Below are 20,561 nucleotides of genomic sequence, written 5' to 3'. Positions count from 1 at the left end.
TTTATTTTTTAGCAGCTTTTTTCTTCCCTTTAAAATAACTGTAGCTAATGTAAATTGCAATTAATGCAAAAACTAAATATCTATACGATACAGGCTCACCGTCACCGCCAACAGTAGTAAATAACCTGTTCCATCTAATCGATTTAATTTTTTCTCCAAAACTTGCAGCATTTGCATCCCAACTCCACCAAATCATTACAGGTTTACCTAAAACATGATCAAACGGAACATAACCCCAATAACGAGCATCTAAAGAATTATGTCTATTATCTCCCATTAGCCAATAGTAATCTTGTTTAAATGTGTACGAATCTGCTTTTTCACCATTGATAAAAATATCGTCCCCAACAAAAGACAAGTCGTTATTTTCGTAATTTTTTATAATTTGCTCGTAATAAGGTAAAGATTTTGCATCTAACTTTACGGTAGCACCAGCTTTAGGAATGTAAATTGGTCCGAAGTTATCTTGACTCCAATTATTGCTTTCTACATGCGGAAAAATTGCATTATCTGCTCCATAATTAATTTTTGTAACAGCTACAGTTTGAGGTTGCTTTCTTAACCTTTCAACTTCATCTTCTGTTAAATTAATATTTATTTTATTTGCAACAGATTCCATTTTAAGTCTTCTAGCAAAATCAGGATTGATGCCTCCTGCAACTTCTGTATATAAAGAATCAGAGCTTATTTTAGTTAAGTTTCCGTTTTCTTTAATTGCTTTTTGTATTTTAGAATTATTCCAATATTCCGATAAAATTCTATAAACACCTGTCTTTTCTTTTTTGATTAAAAACTTAGGAAAACTATTTGCGTCTATAGCTGTTTTTGCTTCATACGTATAGTAAAATTGTATTTTGGCTCTATACGGAAGTATATTTTTCTTACCATTTATGTATACATAACCATCTCTTAGTTCTAGAGAATCACCAGCAATACCTACTGCTCGTTTTACATAATTTGTTTTTTTATCTACCGGTTTATAGGTGAATTTACCAGAAGTATCACCCCACATTGTAGCTAATGAATCTGTAGGCCAATTAAAACAAACAATGTCGTTATTTTTAATGTTTTGTAAACCAGGCAATCTTGTGTAAGGAAGCTGAGGTTTTTTTAAATACGAAGCTGTACCAACCAAAGGTAAAGAATCGTGTACCATTGGTGCCGCAATAACTGTTGATGGAACTCTTGCGCCGTAATGAAATTTACTTACAAACAAATAATCTCCAACTAATAAAGATTTCTCTAGCGAAGACGTTGGTATTGTAAATGGTTGCATAAAATACGTATGCACAAGTGTAGCTGCAATAATGGCAAAAGTAATAGAACTTACCCATTCACCTAATTCAGATCTAGGTTTTAGGCTTCTATCTTCATTATAAGTTGCATCTGTAGCGTAATTTATATAGAATATATAAAGACCTAAAGTAATAATTACTAAAAACGAATCAATTTTTTTGAAAAAACCAAAAGAACGAATTGTTTCAATCCATATAACCGGAAACATTAATAAATTTACAATTGGAATAAAAAGTAAAATAACCCACCATTTTGGTCTATTTATTATTTGCATTAATACAATTCCGTTATAAACAGGCACTGCTGCTTCCCAAGCTTTTCTTCCTGCTTTTACATATAATTTCCAAGTTCCTAAAAAATGAATTACTTGTACAACAAGAAAAAAGATAAACCATTGGGTAAAAGTCATAATAATTATATTTTAAAATCCTTATTGATAAAGGATTGTATTTCAATTTTTTTATTAGGCGATAAAAATCAATTTTGTTACAGGTTTTAACTGATGTTTAACACGTCTTTCATACTAAAAACACCTGTTTTACCAAGAATCCATTCTGCGGCTACTACGGCACCTAAAGCAAAGCCTTGTCTACTGTGTGCAGTGTGCTTAATTTCGATAGAATCTACTTCAGAATTGTACCAAACGGTATGTGTTCCCGGAACTTCTGGTATTCTTTTAGCAACAATAGGTATGTTTTCTTCGGATGTAGTTTTGTCTAATTCCCAGTCTTTTTTAGTAGAATTTTCTATAATTCCTTCTGCTAAAGTAATTGCAGTACCACTTGGTGCGTCTAATTTTTTTGTATGATGAATTTCTTCCATAGAAATATTGTAATCTTCTAAATTACTCATCATTTTAGCCAGTTGTTTGTTTAATTCAAAAAAGATATTTACACCTAAACTAAAGTTAGAAGCGTAAATAAAAGCGCCTTTTTTTTCTTCACATAACTTAACGGCATCGTTGTATTTGTCTAACCAACCAGTAGTCCCAGAGATTACAGGTACTTTATTTTCGATACAATTAGAAATATTATTAAAAGCAGAGTTAGGTATGCTAAAATCTATTGCTACATCTGCTAAAGTGATATCTATTTCTGTATCGACATCTTTTTTAATGACAATTTCATGTCCTCTAGAAATTGCAATTTTTTCAATTTCCTTACCCATTCTTCCGTAGCCTAATAATGCAATTTTCATTTTTTAAAAAGTATATTTTAGTGTAAAACCAATTTTAGGAGCATCAAATAAAATAGGATCTTGAACAAATGATGGTTTTAATGATAAATTATCGTCTGTATTAAATTGTATTAAATGTGCATTTACACTAGCTTCTACAATCTGTAATACATAAATAATTACACCCCACATTAAAGATAAATCTCTATTTTCTCTTAATTGTTCTTGCGCTCTTTCTAAGGTTTCTAGAGATACTGTAACTTCTCCTAAGTCGTTTGTAAACTCATCCTGAAAACCAGATTTTCTAAGTTTATAAGCGGTTCTATAGCGTTTATATTCGCTGTTGTTATTTAAATAAAAGTAAGTAGGTGTTGCTATGGCGCCCCAAACCAAGGGTGCTTTCCAATATTTTTTATTATAAATTTGACCTAAACCAGGAAAAATAGCAGAATAAAAAGCAGCTTTAGCTGGCGCCAAAGGTTTATAAACACCTTCTTGTATAATAAGGTTCTGTTTTGTCTTAACTTTTGTTGAATCTTTTTGCGAAAAAAGATGAAAAGAAAAAAACAAAACAGAAATGGTTATTATAATTTTTTTTGAAATCACTTATTTTAATAAGTTTTTTATTCGGTTAAAATCTTCTTCAGAATGAAATGGTATTGAAATTTTACCTTTTCCGTTTGCACTAACAGAAACATCAACTTTATGACCAAAATATTCGCTAATATCCTTTAGGCTATTTTTTACAAAAGTTGGTACCGTTTTTTTCTTAGGCTTAGCAATAGATCCAGATTTTAAGCTTTTTACTAAATCTTCTGTTTGTCTTACAGAAAGTTTTTCTCTTAAAATTTTTTCATAAATGGCTAATTGATCTTCTGTGTTGTCAACATTAATCATTGCACGACCATGTCCCATAGAAATAAAACCATCTCTCATACCTGTTTGTAATATTGGATCTAATTTTAACAAACGTAAATAGTTAGTTACCGTAGATCTTTTTTTACCAACTCTTGTACTTAATTCTTCTTGTGTTAATTGAATTTCGTCAATTAAACGTTGGTAAGAAAGTGCAACTTCTATTGGATCTAAGTTTTTACGCTGAATATTTTCTACCAATGCCATTTCTAGCATTTCTTGGTCATTTGCTAATCTAATATAAGCGGGTACAGTTTTATTTCCTATTAACTTAGAAGCTCTAAATCTTCTTTCACCAGAAACTAATTGAAATTTATTACTTTCTAATTTTCTAACAGTAATAGGCTGTATAACACCTAATTCTTTAATAGAGCTAGCAAGCTCTCTTAAAGCTTCTTCGTCGAAATATGTTCTAGGTTGATAAGGGTTAACATCAATTTTATCTAATTCTATTTCGATAATACTACCAACTAATTTGTCGGCATTTTTATCTGATGCAGAATTTACATTTGGTGTGTCTTGTTGTAATAAAGCAGATAATCCTCTTCCTAACGCTTGTTTCTTAGTCGCTTTTGCCATCTTACGAATTCTTTTTTAATAATTCTTGAGCTAAATTTAAGTAATTTACTGCTCCTTTACTTGTTGCATCATAAGCAATAATGCTTTCACCATAACTTGGTGCTTCACCTAAACGTGTATTTCTTCTAATAATTGTATCAAAAACCATAGAAGAAAAATGTTTTCTTACTTCATCTACTACTTGATTCGATAACCTTAAACGAGCATCGAACATTGTTAATAATAAACCTTCTATATCTAAACTTGGGTTGTGTATATTCTGAACACTTTTTACAGTATTTAGTAATTTACCCAAACCTTCTAATGCGAAATATTCACATTGAATTGGTATAATTACAGAATTTGCAGCAACTAAAGAGTTTAAGGTAATTAACCCTAAAGATGGTGCACAATCTATTAAAATATAGTCATAATCGTCTTTAATTTCTTCTAACGATTTTTTTAACATGTATTCTCTTTCTTGCTTATCTACAAGTTCTATTTCAATAGCTACTAAATCTATATGTGCAGGTATAATATCTACATTTGGCGAATCGGTTTTAATAATCGCATCTTTAGCTGATAAAGTGTGCTCTAAAACATGATATGTTCCGCCTTCTACAGTTTCTACATCTATACCTAAACCAGAAGAAGCATTTGCTTGCGGATCTGCATCTATCAACAAAACTTTTTTCTCTAAAACACCTAAAGAGGCTGCTAAATTTACACTGGTAGTTGTTTTACCAACACCACCTTTTTGATTTGCTATTGCAATAATTTTACCCATGAAAATAAATAGATTTATCTAAATGTAAAATTACATTTTTTTATGATTTTTAGAAGTGAAAGATGTTAACAAATGAATAAAATTTTAAAAAACTGATAATCAGTTAATTAAATTTATTTTTATTTTCTTTTTACACAAATTGATGTAATAAAAAACCGAAGGAATCCTTCGGTTTTTTACCAGAAAACAACTGCTATTTTTTTGGTGTATTTTTTAATATTTCAATTAAAAAGTTCCAGAATTTTTGTGTTGATGATATACTTGCGCGTTCGTCTGGCGAATGTGCGCCTCTAATTGTTGGTCCGAAAGAAACCATATCCATTTCCGGATAATTTTGCCCTAAAATTCCGCATTCTAAACCTGCATGACAAGCAGCAACATTTGCTTTTTCTTGATGTAATTTTTCATATAAATTAGAAACGATATCTAAAATTTCTGAATTTACATTTGGTTGCCATCCAGGATATTCTCCTGAAAAATCAACTGAAAATCCAGACAATTCAAAAGCAGATTTTAAAGAATTTGCTAAATCTAATTTATTAGTTTCTGATGATGATCTTGTTAAACAACTAATTTTAATATTGCCATCTTTTGCTACAATTTTAGCAATATTATTAGAAGTTTCTACCAGGCCTTCAATATCCGGACTCATTCTATAAACTCCGTTTAAAGCTGTGTAAATAGATTTTATAAAACCTTCTTGCACACCCAATTCCATTACCTTTTCAGGTAAGTTTGTGTCAGAGATTTCAATATTTAGATTTGGTTCTAAAGTTGCAAATTCTTTTTTAATGTTGTTAATTAGTAAGTTGCTTTCAAACAAAAAAGCTTCTTTAGAAATTGCATCAACAGTAACCAAAGCAAAACTTTCTCTTGGTATAGCATTTCTTAAACTACCACCGTTAATTTCTGATATTCTTAAACCATAATTAGTAAATCCGTCAAATAATAAACGGTTCATTATTTTGTTGGCATTACCTAAACCTTTGATAATATCCATACCAGAATGCCCACCATTTAAACCATTTACAGTGATAGAAAAGGCATTTGAATTTTCTGGAACTTCTTCTTCTTTATATGTTCTTGTTGCGGTAATATCTACGCCACCAGCACAACCCATTCCTATTTCATCATCTTCTTCTGTATCTAAATTTAGTAAAATATCACCTTTTAAAATATTTCCTTCTAAACCCATGGCACCAGTCATTCCGGTTTCTTCATCAATTGTAAAAAGTGCTTCAATATTTGGGTGTTCAATTTCTGTAGAAGCTAAAACAGCCATTATTGCTGCAACACCTAAACCATTATCTGCGCCAAGTGTTGTGCCATCTGCTTTTACCCAATCTCCATCAACAATCATTTTAATTCCTTCAGAATCAAAATCGAAATTAGTTGCTGCATTTTTTTGATGCACCATATCTAAATGACTTTGTAAAACCACTGTTTTTCTATCTTCTAAACCTTTGGTAGCTTTTTTATTGATAATTACATTACCAACTTTATCTACAAATGTTTCTAAATTTAGTTTTTTACCAAAATCTACCATAAACTGTATAACACGTTCTTCTTTTTTTGAAGGACGCGGAACAGCGTTAAGGTCTGCAAACATATTCCAAACTTCTTTTGGTTCTAAATTTCTAACTTCTGTGCTCATAAAAATGTTTTAATTTAAAGTGTAAATTTAAGAGATTTCGATAACACTTTCTGTTAGATTTTTCCTAACTTTTAATAAATCTTTCATGTAATCGTCTTCTGCTCTAAAACCAACAGGTAGCACTAAAACAGATTTTAAATTATGCTTTTCCAATCCTAAAACTTCATCGTATTTAGAAGGAATAAAACCTTCCATAGGGCAAGAATCTATATTTAAACTTGCGCAAACTGTTAGTAAATTACCTAAAGCAATGTAAGCTTGATTTTTATTTGCAATAGCTAATTCTTCTTGTGTTTTTTTCTGAATTTCTGCCGTTAAAAAATCTTTAAACGGATTTAAAATTTCATCGGGTGTATTTCTGATTTTTTTTACTAAGTTGAAATATTCTGTAACTTCTTTTGTAGTGTAATTATCTTGTATGCAAATTACAAATAGGTGAGAGGCTTGTACAATTTGCTGTTGATTAAAAGAAAACGGAAGCAGTTGTTCTTGAACTTCTTTATTATTAATTACAATTAATTTTATAGGTTGTAAACCATAACAAGTAGCTGTTAAATTAAAAGCTTCTTTTAGTGTGTTTACTTGTTCTTCTGTTAGCTTTTTATTAGCATCAAACTTTTTTACTGCATAACGCCATTTTAAATTATCTATAATAGTCATGTTTTAAGCTTATTTTATTTTACAAAAATATGACATTAATCTTGCTTTCTTAAAATTGCTTAATTATATAAATTTATAGAAGTATCAATTTTTTTGTACTTTTAAAATAAAAACTATGAATGAAGATTTTCTTCATTATGTCTGGAAATATAAAATGTTTTCTAGCGTAAAATTGTGCACAGTAAATAACGAAACGCTCTCGATTCTTAAAACAGGTTTGCATAATCAAAATGCAGGACCCGATTTTTTAAATGCGCATTTAAAGATTGATGATCAAACTTGGATAGGTAATGTAGAGATTCACTTAAAATCATCGGATTGGTATTTGCATAATCATGAATTAGATAGAAATTATGAAGCTGTAATTTTACATGTTGTTTGGGAAAACGATGCTTTGATTTATATGAAAAATAATAAAGCAATACCCACTTTGGTTCTTAAACCTTTTGTAGATAAAGATCTTTTAAATAATTATAGGAGTTTACTATTGTCTCGTAAAAATTGGATTCCTTGTGAGAAAAACCTATCACAAATAGATTTGTTTACTTTCAATAATTGGAAAGAGCGTTTATTTTTTGAACGGTTAGAAAGAAAATCATCAGAAATTAAAATTCTTTTAGAAGTAGAGCAAAATAACTTTGAAGGGGTTTTATTTCAATTATTAGCTAAAAATTTCGGATTAAAAATAAATGGAGATGCGTTTTTGACTCTAGCAAAATCAGTTGATTATTCGATTGTAAAAAAAGTAAGTGCAAATTCTACACAGTTTTCTGCGTTACTTTTTGGACAAGCAGGTTTTTTAGAAGAAGACATTCAGCATAATTATTATTTGCTTTTAAAAGAAGAATATGTTTTTTTAAAACATAAATTCAATCTAAAACCTTTGTCAAACAATCAGTTTTCCTTTTTTAGAATGCGTCCTAATAATTTTCCTACCATAAGAATTGCGCAGTTAGTTGCATTATTAACCAAAGAGAAAAATTTATTTTCTAAGATTATTGAATCAAATACGCTTGCAGACTTTTATGATTTATTTAAAATTGAAATGATTGATTTTTGGCAAACACATTATAATTTTGAATCAATTTCTAAAAAATCTTCTAAACGACTTACCAAATCATTTATAGATTTATTGATTATCAATACAATAATACCTTTAAAATTTATGTATCATAAGAGCAGAGGAGAAGTAAATGAAGAAACTTATTTAGAAATTTTAAGGGAAATTAAATCAGAAAAAAATAGTGTTATTTCTAAGTTTACAGAGTTAAAGGTTTCTTCTGAAAGTGCATTCGACTCTCAAGCTTTATTAGAGCTTAAAAACAACTATTGCGCACTTAAACGATGTTTAGAATGCGCAATAGGTAAAAATGTTTTAAGTAAAAGTTAAATTACTTTGGATCTAAAATGTTGTTAATATTTACAATTAAATCTTTGTAATGATACTTAGATATTTTATTTATAGCTCTTTTACTTGCAGTGTTTAACTGGTATTTTAATGTTGTTAATTCTCCTCTAACAATTGAAGAAATATCTGTACTTGTTGCAGCTTTATCACTCATTAACGAACCTAATCTTTTGATAAAAGATTTTTGAAGTTTTCTTCTTTGTAAGTCTACGTTTTTAGTACTTCTAGCTTCAGAAAATATTCCTATACGTAAATCGCTTATCATGTCTGATGCAGGATAGAAATCATCTTGAATAACTTCTGCTTCAATCATTCTTTCTAAAGTTCTATAATTTAATAATGTTGCTAGATTCCTGTCTTGATAACGACCTAACTTTTCTGTATAGCCTGTTTCATCTATCTTATTAAGAATATTTTTATCAAGTAACCAATTCTGAGTTTTAAACACGTTATTTAATAACCAGTTTAAAGATTCTTTTTGAACGTTTTTAGAAACTGGTACATAAATAGCACCTTGTTGAGATGGTTTTTTGTTGAATTCGTATACTCCACCAATATTACCAGTAACATGACCAACATAACGTCCCCAAACACTTAATAATTCACCGTATAATTCATTTAAATCTTCGTAATTATTTGTTTGATTAGAAGTCCAATTAGGTAGGTTTTTAGCAACAATTTTTAAGTTTTTTACACCATATGTACTAGATTTAACTTGATCGTTACCAATTCCTTCGGTTTGTGCAGATGGATCAAAACGCTGGCCACCAAATCGATAAATTGGGTCATTTCCTTTTTCTTCAATCCATTTGTCTAAAGTTTTAACTTCTTGTTCGGGTGATGTAACATTTGGTATTTTTCTGTAACCCCAGTTAATTGCATAATGGTCGTAAGGACCAAGTTGTCTAATAAAACGTATGTTTTTATCACCTGGTTGTGCAACGTAATTATATCTTGCGTAATCCATAATTGTTGCTGCAATTCCGTTTTTTTGAGTAAAATCACCAGATCTTAAAGAATCTGTTGGGTATGCATAACTAGCAGCCATGTTGTGAGGTAAACCTAAAGCATGACCAACTTCATGAGCAATTACCATGCGCATCATGTCGCCAATTTCTTCATCTGGTGTGTCTAAAGTTCTCGCAGAAGGATTCGCAGCACCAGTTTCTAGTAAGTATCTGTTTCTGTAAGAACGTAAATGATTGTGGTACCAAATAATATCACTTTCTAAAATTTCACCAGATCTTGGGTCAGAAACACTTGGTCCCGTTGCATTTCGTGTTGTACTTGCCACGTATCTAATAGAAGAATAACGAATATCTTCCATACTAAATTCTGGGTCTTCTTCTTTTGTTGGAGGCATTTTTGCCATAATTGCATTTTTAAAACCAGCAGTTTCAAAAACTTTTTGCCAATCATCTACACCTTGTTTTATATATTTTCTTAGTTTTTCTGGTGTTGCAGGGTCTAAATAATAAACAATCGGTTTAATTGGTTCTACTAATTCTCCTCTGTTATAAGCAGCTTCATCTTTTGGTTCTAACCTCCATCTTCTTATGTATCTTTTGCTGTCCGCTTTTAAGGCTTCAGAACTATAATCTACATTACCAATTGTAAAATAACCAACTCTTTTGTCGTAAACTCTCGACATCATTGGTTCTTCTGGTAATAAAATCATCGATTGATTAATTCGCATAGAAATCGTATTTGTATTTCTATTACTTGGCGGTGCATCAGCATCAAATGTAAAATCTTGAATTACCTCTATGTTTTTTGGGTAGCTTTTAATACTACTGATAAAGCTTCTAGAAGCATCTAATCTTCTTACTTTGTAGTTTTTTCTGTAATATGATGGTAAGCCAGAAATTGCTTTAACATCTGTAGAGAAAAACTTAGTAACGTCTACTAAAACTGCAGTAGAGTCGATGTTTTGAGATTTTACATCAAAAGCATAAATTACTGGTTCTAAATTATTTGCTTTTACAGATTTGTAAATAGGTAAATTATCTTCTGCAATAGCATTGTAAGATTTTACTTTTAATAAGATTTTGTTTTTATATTTTTCCCAAACAATAACTTGTGTGTTAATTTTAGAGCCAGCATTTACATAACCACCACCTAAATTAGCAGGAATTTCTTTAATTCTAGTAACTAATAACATTTCTTTACCTAAATATGAATTAGGAATTTCATAAAGAAATTTATCTTTATTTTCATGTACTTTAAACAAACCATCGTCAGTCTTTGTACTTTTTTTTACAAAGTCTGAATATTTAGGAGTTTTACTTTTTTTAGGAGCTTTGGTTTCTGTTTTTTTTTCAGTTTTATTTTTTTTCTTTAATTTAATTCGACCACTTTGACTAAATAAGTCGGATGTGAAAAGGAGTGAAGTAACTAATGAAAATAAAATTATTTTTTTCATAATAGATTGGTTAATTATTTAATCTACTAAATTATTAAAATTAGCTGAAGCAGATTCTTATATTTCTGTTAAAAAAGAACCTCAAAAAACAGTAGTTTTTTGAGGTTTTCATAAATATTAAAAGAAAATATTTTTAATACAAACTTTTATATTTGTTTGGATTCGATTCGTGCATAATATCATAAATCTTTTCAAAAATATCTTCTGCAGATGGTTTAGAGAAATAATCTCCGTCTGTACCATAAGCAGGTCTATGTGGTTTAGATGCTAATGTAGCTGGTTTGCTGTCTAAATATTGATATCCGTTTTGTTTTTCTAAAATTTCTTGCAATATATAAGCAGATGCTCCACCTGGTACATCTTCGTCAACAACTAATAATTTGTTAGTTTTAGCAAGACTTTTAACACAATCAGAATTTAAATCAAAAGGTAACAAGCTTTGGGCATCTATAATTTCTATGTTAATACCTACTTGTTGTAATTCGATAGCAGTTTCTTGCACAATTCTTAAAGTAGATCCGTAAGAAACAACTGTAATATCTGTACCTTCTTTAACAGTTTCTACATAACCAATAGGTGTTTTAAATTCTGCTAAATTAATTGGTAATTCTTCTTTTAATCTATAACCATTTAAACATTCTACCACTAAAGCAGGTTCGTCTCCTTCTAGTAAAGTGTTGTAAAAACCGGCAGCTTTAGTCATGTTTCTAGGAACTAAAACATGCATTCCTCTAACGTTGTTAATAATACCACCCATTGGTGAACCTGCGTGCCATATACCTTCTAATCTATGACCACGAGTTCTAATAATTAATGGTGCTTTTTGTTTACCAAAACTTCTATAATGTAAGGTTGCTAAATCATCACTCATAATTTGTAAAGCATACAGTAAGTAATCTAAATATTGTATTTCTGCAATCGGTCTTAAACCACGCATTGCTAATCCAATACCTTGTCCTATAATTGTAGCTTCTCTAATTCCTGTATCAGAAATTCTAATATCGCCGTATTTTTCTTGTAAACCTTCTAAACCTTGATTTACATCACCAATAAAACCGGCGTCTTCACCAAAAATTACAACTTCTGGATGCTTCTTTAAAATTGCATCAAAATTATCTCTCATTACAATTCTTGCATCTACCAAGTTTTGTTTTTGAGCATAAACAGGTTTTTTTGCGCTTACATTTAAAGCACTGTAATTACTTTCGCTATACAAATAAGAAGAATATTTATAAGCTGCTGCCTCAATCGTTTTTTTAATAAAGTTTTGAAGTTCTATTTTCTCAGAAAATTCTTCATCCTTTAAATAACGAAGTGTTTTTCTAGTTGCAATTAAAATATCTTTTCTAATTGGTTCTACTAGTTTTTCTAAATCGTTTTTATATTTTGTAATAAACGCGCTGTTTTTGCTTTTTTTAGCAACTCTGTCCAGTAAATTTGCTGCAATTTTTACTTCAGCAATTAATTCGTTGTTATAAGCGTTCCAAGCATTTCTTTTTGCAGTAGTAACTGTTTTTTTAGCTTCTTTTTCTAAAATGATTAAATCGGCTTCAGAATCTACAAAACGTAAAGTTTCCCCGTTTTCTGTTTCTAATTCAAAATCTAAAATCCATTTTCTCATTTTAGCGATACAGTCGTGTTCTTTTTCCCACTGTAACCTTTCTTTTCCTTTATATCTCTCGTGAGAACCAGATGTAGAGTGCCCTTGAGGTTGTGTTAATTCTTTAACATGAATTAAAACAGGTACATGTTCTTCTCTAGAAATTTTAGCTGCTTTATTGTAAGTGTCTATTAATTTTACATAATCCCAACCATTTACTACAAAGATTTCATAACCATTGGCATCGTTATCTCTTTGAAAACCTTTTAAGATTTCAGAAATACTTTCTTTTGTAGTTTGATGTTTTGCGTGAACAGAAATTCCGTATTCATCATCCCAAACACTCATAACCATTGGTACTTGTAAAACACCTGCGGCATTAATTGTTTCGAAAAATAAACCTTCACTTGTACTTGCGTTACCTATTGTACCCCAAGCAATTTCATTACCATTTTTAGAAAAGTTGGTTTTGTGTTGTACACTTTTTTCGTTTCTATAGATTTTAGAAGCTTGCGCTAAACCTAATAAACGAGGCATTTGACCTGCAGTAGGAGAAATATCTGAACTAGAGTTGTATTGTTCTGTTAGGTTTTTCCAGCTACCATCTTCATTTAAACTATGTGTGGCAAAATGCCCACCCATTTGTCTACCAGCAGACATTGGTTCTATATCGATATCTGTATGAGCATATAAGCCAGCAAAAAACTGTTGTGCAGTTAACTCGCCAATTGCCATCATAAAAGTTTGATCTCTATAATAACCAGATCTAAAATCTCCTTTTTTAAAGGCTTTTGCTAAGGCTAATTGAGGCACTTCTTTACCGTCACCAAAAATTCCGAATTTAGCTTTACCAGTTAAAACTTCTCTTCGACCAAGTAAACTACATTCTCTACTAATTTTAGCAATTTTATAGTCGTTTAAAACTTCTGCTTTAAAATCTTTAAAAGAAAGTTCTTTTGTATCTTGAGTAAGTGTTTTCTGAGCCATATTTTTCTTGAATTATACTTTTGCAAAAGTAGTCATTTTAGTTGATATTTAAAAATTTCTTATTTATTTAGTAATTTATCAACAAATTAATGTTTTTAGTTTAAAATTTTACGAATAATTAAATTTTGTAGATTTATTTTAAAAATCTGTACGAAATAGAAGTAAATGAAGATTATTATAGAATAACCTAAAATTTAATTAAACATTCTTAAATGCTTAAGTAAAGAAAAATGTGTGTTAAAGTTGTTTTAAAATTAGAGGAAGTTAGAATTGGTTTTTACAAAAATCCTCGTCTAAAGAAATTGTAAATAGAACCTAAATCACCTGTAAAAGTAAATCTAATTTTTTGAGGATATGCTTCTTGTGAAACCTCCCAGCCGTTATTAGAGTATAGCGGTAAATAGATTTCAAAAATATTATGAATAAAGTTTAAACGGATTCCGTTTTCATAACCAAAAAATAAATATTGGTTTTTATTTTTAAGGAAAGCAACATCATTGTAAAACTCGACCCACCTCCATAAACCAATGCTAGAGTTTAGAGATAACATATATTGATTAGCAAATCTTGTCGGTAAAACAGACTTAAAACCACCTTCTGTAATAATATATTGTTGGCTAAAAATACCAGAACTTTCTGATCGACCATAGTAATTTAACTCAAATAAATAGTCGTTAGCTCTATCTAAACCAAAACTAAAATAATCTCCTTCAGATTTATTATGAAGAAATACGCCCGCAAAAACTCTAAAATCTAACTGAGTGTCTGATGTTGTTAGCTTTCTAAACCTATAATCTGCAGAAATTTTAGAGAAATTTTTTGCAACTTCTCCTGTAAAACTATACCTAGTTTCATCAATTATGTCAGGATTGATATAATTATAGCTTAAACTAAATACATTGTAATTATCTTGATCTGTTTTTGTTTCTAGCGGAGAAATTTCTTTATTAATATGAACAATTTTCGCTCTTAAATTTTCTGTACTTGCATCTCTTAAAGATTTTCTTTTAAATTGAATATCTACATATGGTATTAAAGAGCTGTAAGATAATTCTGGTGCATATTGTAATGTGTTTCCGGCAATACCATATGCAATTTTATAAATGTTAGTTTCTTCAAAAAACTGATTAAAAGCTACAGAAAAAGAACCATTTATCATTTTACTTCTAGTAGCATAACCTGGCGAAATTTTAAATTCTAAATTTCTTTTAATAATAGGCTTATTATGTAGTTTTACGCCTAAAATTAATCCATCGTAAAAATTGTATTCAAAACTAGGTTGATAAAAAATTTGATTGTAATTTGGTGCTTTGACATCTTTAATCAAAGAAAATTTTAAAGGTTTGTTAAATAATTTTCGCTTTACGTTGTAATAATTATCTAACGTATTGTATTCCGGATAAATATTTTCGTAGTTTAAAGCAATTTGGTCAAATTTACCTTTCGGGAGGGTAGTGGTAAGTGTGTCGGAAACGTTAGTAAACCATTCTTTATATTTTATTTCTTTATTTTTTATTCCGTATAAAGCAATAGGAGCCGTAATATTTCTCTTATTTTTAATTGTAACTTTTAAGCTGTCATTAGTTTCTTTAACTTTATCGATAGTATAATCTATCTTTTTGTTAGTTTTTATAAAGTCTTTAAAAAACCAAGAAATGTCTTTTGAAGTATTCTTAGTTAGAATATTTTTAAAGTCAGAATCGTTAGTAACTTTGAGTTTATTTTTTTGATAAAATTCTTTGATACTTTTATTTAAAATAGCTTCACTTAAAAAACCTTTTAAATAGGTAAAACCTAAACCAGCTTTATATTTGCTTACTATTCTTCTGTTAAAGTTCGATAAAGAATCTGCAGGAGTATTTAAGGCTTGATCTAAAAATCGTCTGGCAGTAAATTGATATACAAATGGATATTTTTCGTTAAACTGAAGTTTAGAAATATTAAATCTTTTTAAAAACCAAGAGTTAGATGCTTTTCCTAAAAGTTTAATTTCTGGATAAAATTTATTTACATACTCAATCATCAAATAATTTTGCAAGCCATCTATTAACCAATAATCTTTTCTTTCATTAATTAGCAGAGTTTGTTGTAAATATTTTTTTGATAAAACTTTAAATAGGGTTAAATCTTGTTTAAAAACATCAGAAAAAGGTCTGATAAAACTAGGTAATTGCGTCAATCCGTAAATAGGATTTTGTTTACGCATTACTTCATCAATAAAAATTTTATCAGTAGGTAAAACTCCTAAATATGATGTTAAAAAACTTAGCTCTCTATTTAAGATTACTTTTGTGATATTTTCGTTGAAATCTTCCTGTATAATATCAGTTTGAATTTCATGACTATCTGTATGAAATTTTTTAAAAGTATTTTTTCTTTGGATGTCTAAAATAACATCTTTTTGGTTTTTACCATAAAGGTTGTAGGTAGTAAAAACGCCGTCGATATTTGGTTTTTGTTGTTTTAAACTACTTGTTAAGTTAAGGTAATTTGGTAATTTAAACTGAATGTTAAAAGTGGTGTAATCTTCAAATAAATCGTTAAGATTTAAGTTGCTCATTAACTGCCAGCCATTTTTATAAATTGCAGGTGTTAAATACCAGTATCTTAATCTGTATCCGTTATTATATTTACCGTAACCTGTAAATTTAGAATTCGGGATTTTTAAAATATAAGTAACATTAATTCTTGTACTTTCTTTCGGTTTTAATGGTTTGTCAAGAAATAGCTGTAAGATATCTTCTTTGTTTTCTAGCTCTTTATAAACAATATTATTAAAATTTATTGTAATGTTTTTGATGTCTGAAAAACCTAAATCTTTTTGATTTGCAAAATATAAGTCTTTTCTAAAATCTTGAATGAAACGTTTTGAAAGTGGAGTTTTTCGATCTTTAAATGCGTTACCCCAATTGTGAAGAAATATGTGATTTAATTCTTGTTTAGAAGTGTTTGTGTAAACAATTTCTTGTTGAATCATTAATTTATCTTCATCTACATTTAAAGTGGCTTTAATATTAATTGCATTTTGTTGTGCTAAGTTAAAGCCACTATAAAGTAGTATGAAAAATAGTATGTAAACTTGTTTTTTCAATAAAGGTAAACTAATAAATCTTTAATTAATTTTAGAAGTTTGGTTTAAGCTGGTATTTTGCGTAAAATTTATTAAAGTGTTCAACAGCTTCTTCTGCAGTGTCTACCACTCTAAATAGGCTTAAATCTTCTAAACCAATATTTTTTTCTGTAATTAGCGTGTCTTTTATCCAGTCTAATAATCCGCCCCAAAATTTAGAACCAACAAGTACAATTGGAAAACGGCCTATTTTTTTAGTTTGTATAAGTGTAATTGCTTCAAAAAGTTCATCTAAAGTTCCGAATCCACCAGGCATCACTACAAAACCTTGCGAATACTTAACAAACATAACTTTACGCACAAAGAAATAATCGAAGTCTAAACTTTTTCCTGGATCAATCCAAGGATTGTCATGTTGTTCGAAAGGTAATTCGATATTTAGGCCAACAGACAGTCCTTTACCTCTGTTTGCTCCTTTATTACCAGCTTCCATAATTCCTGGCCCACCACCAGTAATAACACCAAAACCTGCTTGTGTTAATTGAAAACCAATTTCTTCTGCTAATTTGTAATATGGATGATCTGGTTTTGTTCTTGCAGAACCAAAAATAGAAACACAAGGACCAATTTTACTTAATTTTTCGTATCCTTCTACAAACTCTGCCATAATTTTAAATATAGCCCAAGAATCGTTTGTTTTAATTTCGTTCCAAGTTTTAGTTTGTAGTTTTTCTTTTATTTTTCTATCGTCATTTGTCATTTTAAGTATATTTTATTTATTGTATCATGCTTTTAAAAAAGAAAAGCCTGCTAAATTAGTAATTTTTTTAAGAATTTTGCGGTGTAACTAGTTTTATGTTTTGCAATTTCTTCTGGTGTACCAGTAGTTAAAATTTCACCACCTTTTTTACCGCCTTCCATACCAACATCAATAATGTAATCTGCTAATTTTACAACATCTAAATTATGTTCTATAATTAAAACGGTATTACCTTTATCTGCTAGTTTATTTAAAACTTCCATTAGCACTCTAATGTCTTCAAAATGAAGTCCGGTTGTGGGTTCGTCTAAAATATAAAAAGTATTACCAGTGTCTCTTTTAGATAATTCTGATGCTAGTTTAATTCTCTGCGCTTCTCCACCAGAAAGCGTAGTGGATTGTTGCCCAAGTGTTATGTACCCTAAGCCAACATCTTTGATGGTTTTAAGTTTTCTATGGATTTTAGGAATTTTGATAAAAAACTCTGTTGCGTCTTCAATAGTCATTTCTAAAACATCAGAAATAGATTTTCCTTTGTATCTAATTTCTAAAGTTTCTCTATTAAAACGTTTTCCTTGGCAAGTTTCACATTCTACTTGTACGTCTGGTAAAAAGTTCATCTCAATAACTCTAACTCCGCCACCTTGGCAAGTTTCGCATCTACCACCTTTAACGTTAAAAGAAAATCGTCCAGGTTTGTAACCTCTAATAGAAGCTTCAGCGGTTTTTGCAAATAAACTTCTAATTTCATCAAAAGTTTTGGTGTACGTTGCTGGATTAGATCTAGGAGTTCTACCAATAGGAGATTGATCGATATCAATAACTTTATCAATATGTTCTAAACCTTCAATTTTTTTATAAGGCATTGGTTTTTTAACACCTCTGTAAATATGAGCGTTTAAAATTGGGTATAAAGTTTCGTTGATTAAAGTCGATTTTCCACTTCCAGAAACTCCGGTAACACAAATCATTTTACCTAAAGGAAATTCTACAGATACATTTTTTAAATTGTTACCTGTTGCTCCTTTTAACTTGATCTTTTTTCCGTTACCTTCTCTTCTTTTCTTAGGAACTTCAATCTTTTTTCTTCCTGTGATATAATCTGCTGTAAGTGTTTTTTGTTTTTTTAATTGACTAAATGTTCCTGCGGATACGATTTCGCCACCATGTTTTCCGGCTCCTGGACCAATATCAAAAACAAAATCTGCTTTTTCAATCATATCTTGGTCATGTTCTACAACTAAAACAGAATTACCAATATCTCTAAGTTTAACTAAAGAGTCTATTAATTTTTCATTATCTCTCTGGTGTAAACCAATACTTGGTTCATCTAAAATATATAAAACACCAACAAGCTGAGAGCCAATTTGAGTTGCTAATCGAATTCTTTGCGCTTCTCCACCAGATAAAGATTTAGAAGTTCTGTCTAAGGTTAAATAGTCTAAACCAACGTCTAATAAAAACTGAATTCTAGTTCTTATTTCTTTTAAGATTTCAGAGGCTATTTTTAGCTGTTTTATAGTTAAATCTTTTTCTATGGTTTTAAACCATTTAGCAAGTTCTGTAACATCTAATTGCGCTAAATCGCTAATGTTTTTATCTAAAATTTTAAAATGTAAAGCTTCTTTTTTTAATCTTTTACCATGGCAAGTAGAACATGTAACTTCGTCCATAAAACCTTTTGCCCATCTTTTTATAGAAGTACTTTCTGCACTCTTGTACTGGTTTTCAATAAATGCGACAATACCTTCAAAATCGATTTTGTAATTTCTTCTTACACCAACAGTTTTAGATTCTATTTCAAAAGATTCGTTACCACCATTTAAAATAATATCTAATGCTTCTTTAGGAATGTCTTTAATAGCGTCTGTTAATTTAAATTTATAACGTTCCGCAATGTTTTGAATTTGTTTAAAAATCCAACTGTTTTTTTGTTCTCCAAGCGGAGCAATTCCTCCATTTTTTATAGAAATAGAATCATCCGGAATCACTTTAGATAGATTAATTTCATTAGTCAATCCTAATCCGTTACAAGAATTACAAGCGCCTTTAGGTGAATTAAAAGAAAAAGTGTTTGGTTCTGGATTTGGGTATGCGATACCAGTTGTGGGACACATAAGTTCTCTACTAAAATATCTTGGGTTATTATCTTCAACATCAATAACCATCATTATATTGTTACCAGAATATAAAGCTGTTTTTATAGTTTCATCTAGACGTTTTTCTACGGATTTGTTTACGGCTAAACGATCGATTACAACCTCAATATCATGAGTTTTGTATCTGTCTAGCTTCATTCCTTTTTCAATTTCTTGAATTTTACCATCTACACGAACTCTTAAAAAACCTTGTTTAGAAATTTGTTCGAATAATTCTCTATAATGCCCTTTTCTAGATTTAATTAAAGGTGCTAAAACGGCAATTTTTTTGTTATCAAAATCTTTTAAAATAAGATCTTTAATTTGCTCATCAGAATAACTTACCATTTTTTGGCCCGTGTTATATGAGTATGCTTCACCAGCTCTTGCAAAAAGTAATCTTAAAAAATCATAAATTTCTGTTATGGTACCAACAGTAGATCTCGGACTTTTATTTGTTGTTTTTTGTTCGATAGATATTACGGGCGATAAACCATCAATTTTGTCAACATCGGGTCTTTCTAATCCTCCTAAAAATTGTCTGGCATATGCAGAAAAAGTCTCTATATAACGCCTTTGTCCTTCAGCATAAATAGTATCAAAAGCTAAAGAAGATTTTCCGCTACCACTTAAACCAGTTATAACTACTAGTTTTTCGCGAGGAATTTTTACATCAATATTCTTTAAATTATGAGCCCTTGCTCCGTAAACTTCTATATATTCTTGGTCTTTCAAATGTGCCTTATTTTTCAAAAAAAGCAAAGTTAATCATTAGAAATTTAATTTAAGAATCAATCTAAAAACCTTTATAAATGTTTTTTAACTAGTTTTAAGATGTTTAAGAAATAAAAAATCTTCCTTTTAAAAATGTAAAATAGTATCTTGCGATATATTTAATTTGGTAAATAATGATAGACAGTATTCGTCATTTTTTTGAAAGAAATGGATTTGGAGTCTTTTCTAGATTGGCAGATAGATTAGGGATGAGAGCATTAAACGTTCGTTTATTCTTTATTTATGCTACATTTTTTACTGCAGGTTTGTCTTTTGGCTTGTATTTAACAATGGCTTTTATTTTAAAATTAAAAGATATGATTTACACCAAAAGAAGCTCGGTTTTTGATTTGTAA

14 protein-coding genes are annotated in these 20,561 nt (G+C 29.6%); 2 read left to right on the top strand and 12 right to left on the bottom strand.

Annotation, left to right across the window (positions count from 1 at the left end; all coding sequences use genetic code 11):
• Position 1: 1 nt before the first annotated feature.
• The 7 genes from lepB to WG950_RS04700 all read right to left on the bottom strand — a co-directional run bounded on the left by lepB (position 2) and on the right by WG950_RS04700 (position 7,046).
• Entirely contained in the window at positions 2-1,705 is a 1,704-nt protein-coding gene (lepB, locus tag WG950_RS04730) for a signal peptidase I (RefSeq protein ID WP_340934467.1), read from the bottom strand.
• Positions 1,706-1,791: 86 nt separating this feature from the next.
• Positions 1,792-2,493, bottom strand: coding sequence for a 4-hydroxy-tetrahydrodipicolinate reductase (dapB, locus tag WG950_RS04725; protein ID WP_340934465.1), 702 nt, complete (start codon positions 2,491-2,493; stop codon positions 1,792-1,794).
• A gap of 3 nt (positions 2,494-2,496) precedes the next feature.
• Positions 2,497-3,078 carry a DUF5683 domain-containing protein gene (locus WG950_RS04720; RefSeq protein WP_340934462.1) on the bottom strand — a complete coding sequence of 194 codons (582 nt, stop codon included), beginning with the start codon at positions 3,076-3,078 and terminating at the stop codon, positions 2,497-2,499.
• On the bottom strand, positions 3,079-3,966 hold the full coding sequence (locus WG950_RS04715) for a ParB/RepB/Spo0J family partition protein (RefSeq protein WP_340934461.1): 888 nt from the start codon (positions 3,964-3,966) through the stop codon (positions 3,079-3,081).
• Position 3,967: 1 nt separating this feature from the next.
• Positions 3,968-4,732, bottom strand: a complete 765-nt coding sequence (locus WG950_RS04710; RefSeq protein WP_077808806.1) for a ParA family protein — start codon at positions 4,730-4,732, stop codon at positions 3,968-3,970.
• Positions 4,733-4,925: 193 nt separating this feature from the next.
• Positions 4,926-6,386, bottom strand: a complete 1,461-nt coding sequence (locus WG950_RS04705; RefSeq protein ID WP_340934460.1) for an aminoacyl-histidine dipeptidase — start codon at positions 6,384-6,386, stop codon at positions 4,926-4,928.
• A gap of 27 nt (positions 6,387-6,413) precedes the next feature.
• Entirely contained in the window at positions 6,414-7,046 is a 633-nt protein-coding gene (locus WG950_RS04700; RefSeq protein ID WP_340934458.1) for an NAD(P)H-dependent oxidoreductase, read from the bottom strand.
• A gap of 115 nt (positions 7,047-7,161) precedes the next feature.
• Here WG950_RS04700 and WG950_RS04695 point away from each other — a divergent pair, with 115 nt between their 5' ends.
• Entirely contained in the window at positions 7,162-8,436 is a 1,275-nt protein-coding gene (locus WG950_RS04695) for a DUF2851 family protein (RefSeq protein WP_340934457.1), read from the top strand.
• Between the two features lies 1 nt (position 8,437).
• Here the strand turns inward: WG950_RS04695 and WG950_RS04690 are convergent, their stop codons facing one another.
• The 5 genes from WG950_RS04690 to uvrA all read right to left on the bottom strand — a co-directional run bounded on the left by WG950_RS04690 (position 8,438) and on the right by uvrA (position 20,166).
• Complete coding sequence (locus tag WG950_RS04690; RefSeq protein WP_340934456.1) at positions 8,438-10,876, bottom strand: zinc-dependent metalloprotease; 2,439 nt, start codon at positions 10,874-10,876, stop codon at positions 8,438-8,440.
• A 133-nt stretch (positions 10,877-11,009) separates the two neighbouring features.
• Positions 11,010-13,463 (bottom strand): alpha-ketoacid dehydrogenase subunit alpha/beta, encoded by a 2,454-nt coding sequence (locus WG950_RS04685; protein WP_340934455.1) that lies wholly within the window; start codon positions 13,461-13,463, stop codon positions 11,010-11,012.
• A 277-nt stretch (positions 13,464-13,740) separates the two neighbouring features.
• Entirely contained in the window at positions 13,741-16,554 is a 2,814-nt protein-coding gene (locus WG950_RS04680; protein ID WP_340934451.1) for an aminopeptidase, read from the bottom strand.
• A 31-nt stretch (positions 16,555-16,585) separates the two neighbouring features.
• Positions 16,586-17,293 carry a TIGR00730 family Rossman fold protein gene (locus WG950_RS04675; RefSeq protein WP_340934450.1) on the bottom strand — a complete coding sequence of 236 codons (708 nt, stop codon included), beginning with the start codon at positions 17,291-17,293 and terminating at the stop codon, positions 16,586-16,588.
• A 50-nt stretch (positions 17,294-17,343) separates the two neighbouring features.
• Positions 17,344-20,166 carry an excinuclease ABC subunit UvrA gene (gene uvrA / locus WG950_RS04670; protein ID WP_340935236.1) on the bottom strand — a complete coding sequence of 941 codons (2,823 nt, stop codon included), beginning with the start codon at positions 20,164-20,166 and terminating at the stop codon, positions 17,344-17,346.
• 173 nt (positions 20,167-20,339) lie between these two features.
• Between uvrA and WG950_RS04665 the strand changes: the two genes are divergently transcribed.
• Positions 20,340-20,561 (top strand): PspC domain-containing protein, encoded by a 222-nt coding sequence (locus WG950_RS04665; RefSeq protein ID WP_077808815.1) that lies wholly within the window; start codon positions 20,340-20,342, stop codon positions 20,559-20,561.

This window comes from Polaribacter marinaquae, assembly GCF_038019025.1.
Classification (GTDB): Bacteria; Bacteroidota; Bacteroidia; order Flavobacteriales; family Flavobacteriaceae; genus Polaribacter; species Polaribacter marinaquae.
Note: the sequence above shows the minus strand (reverse complement) of the source record. Positions and strands in the feature narration are given on the sequence as shown.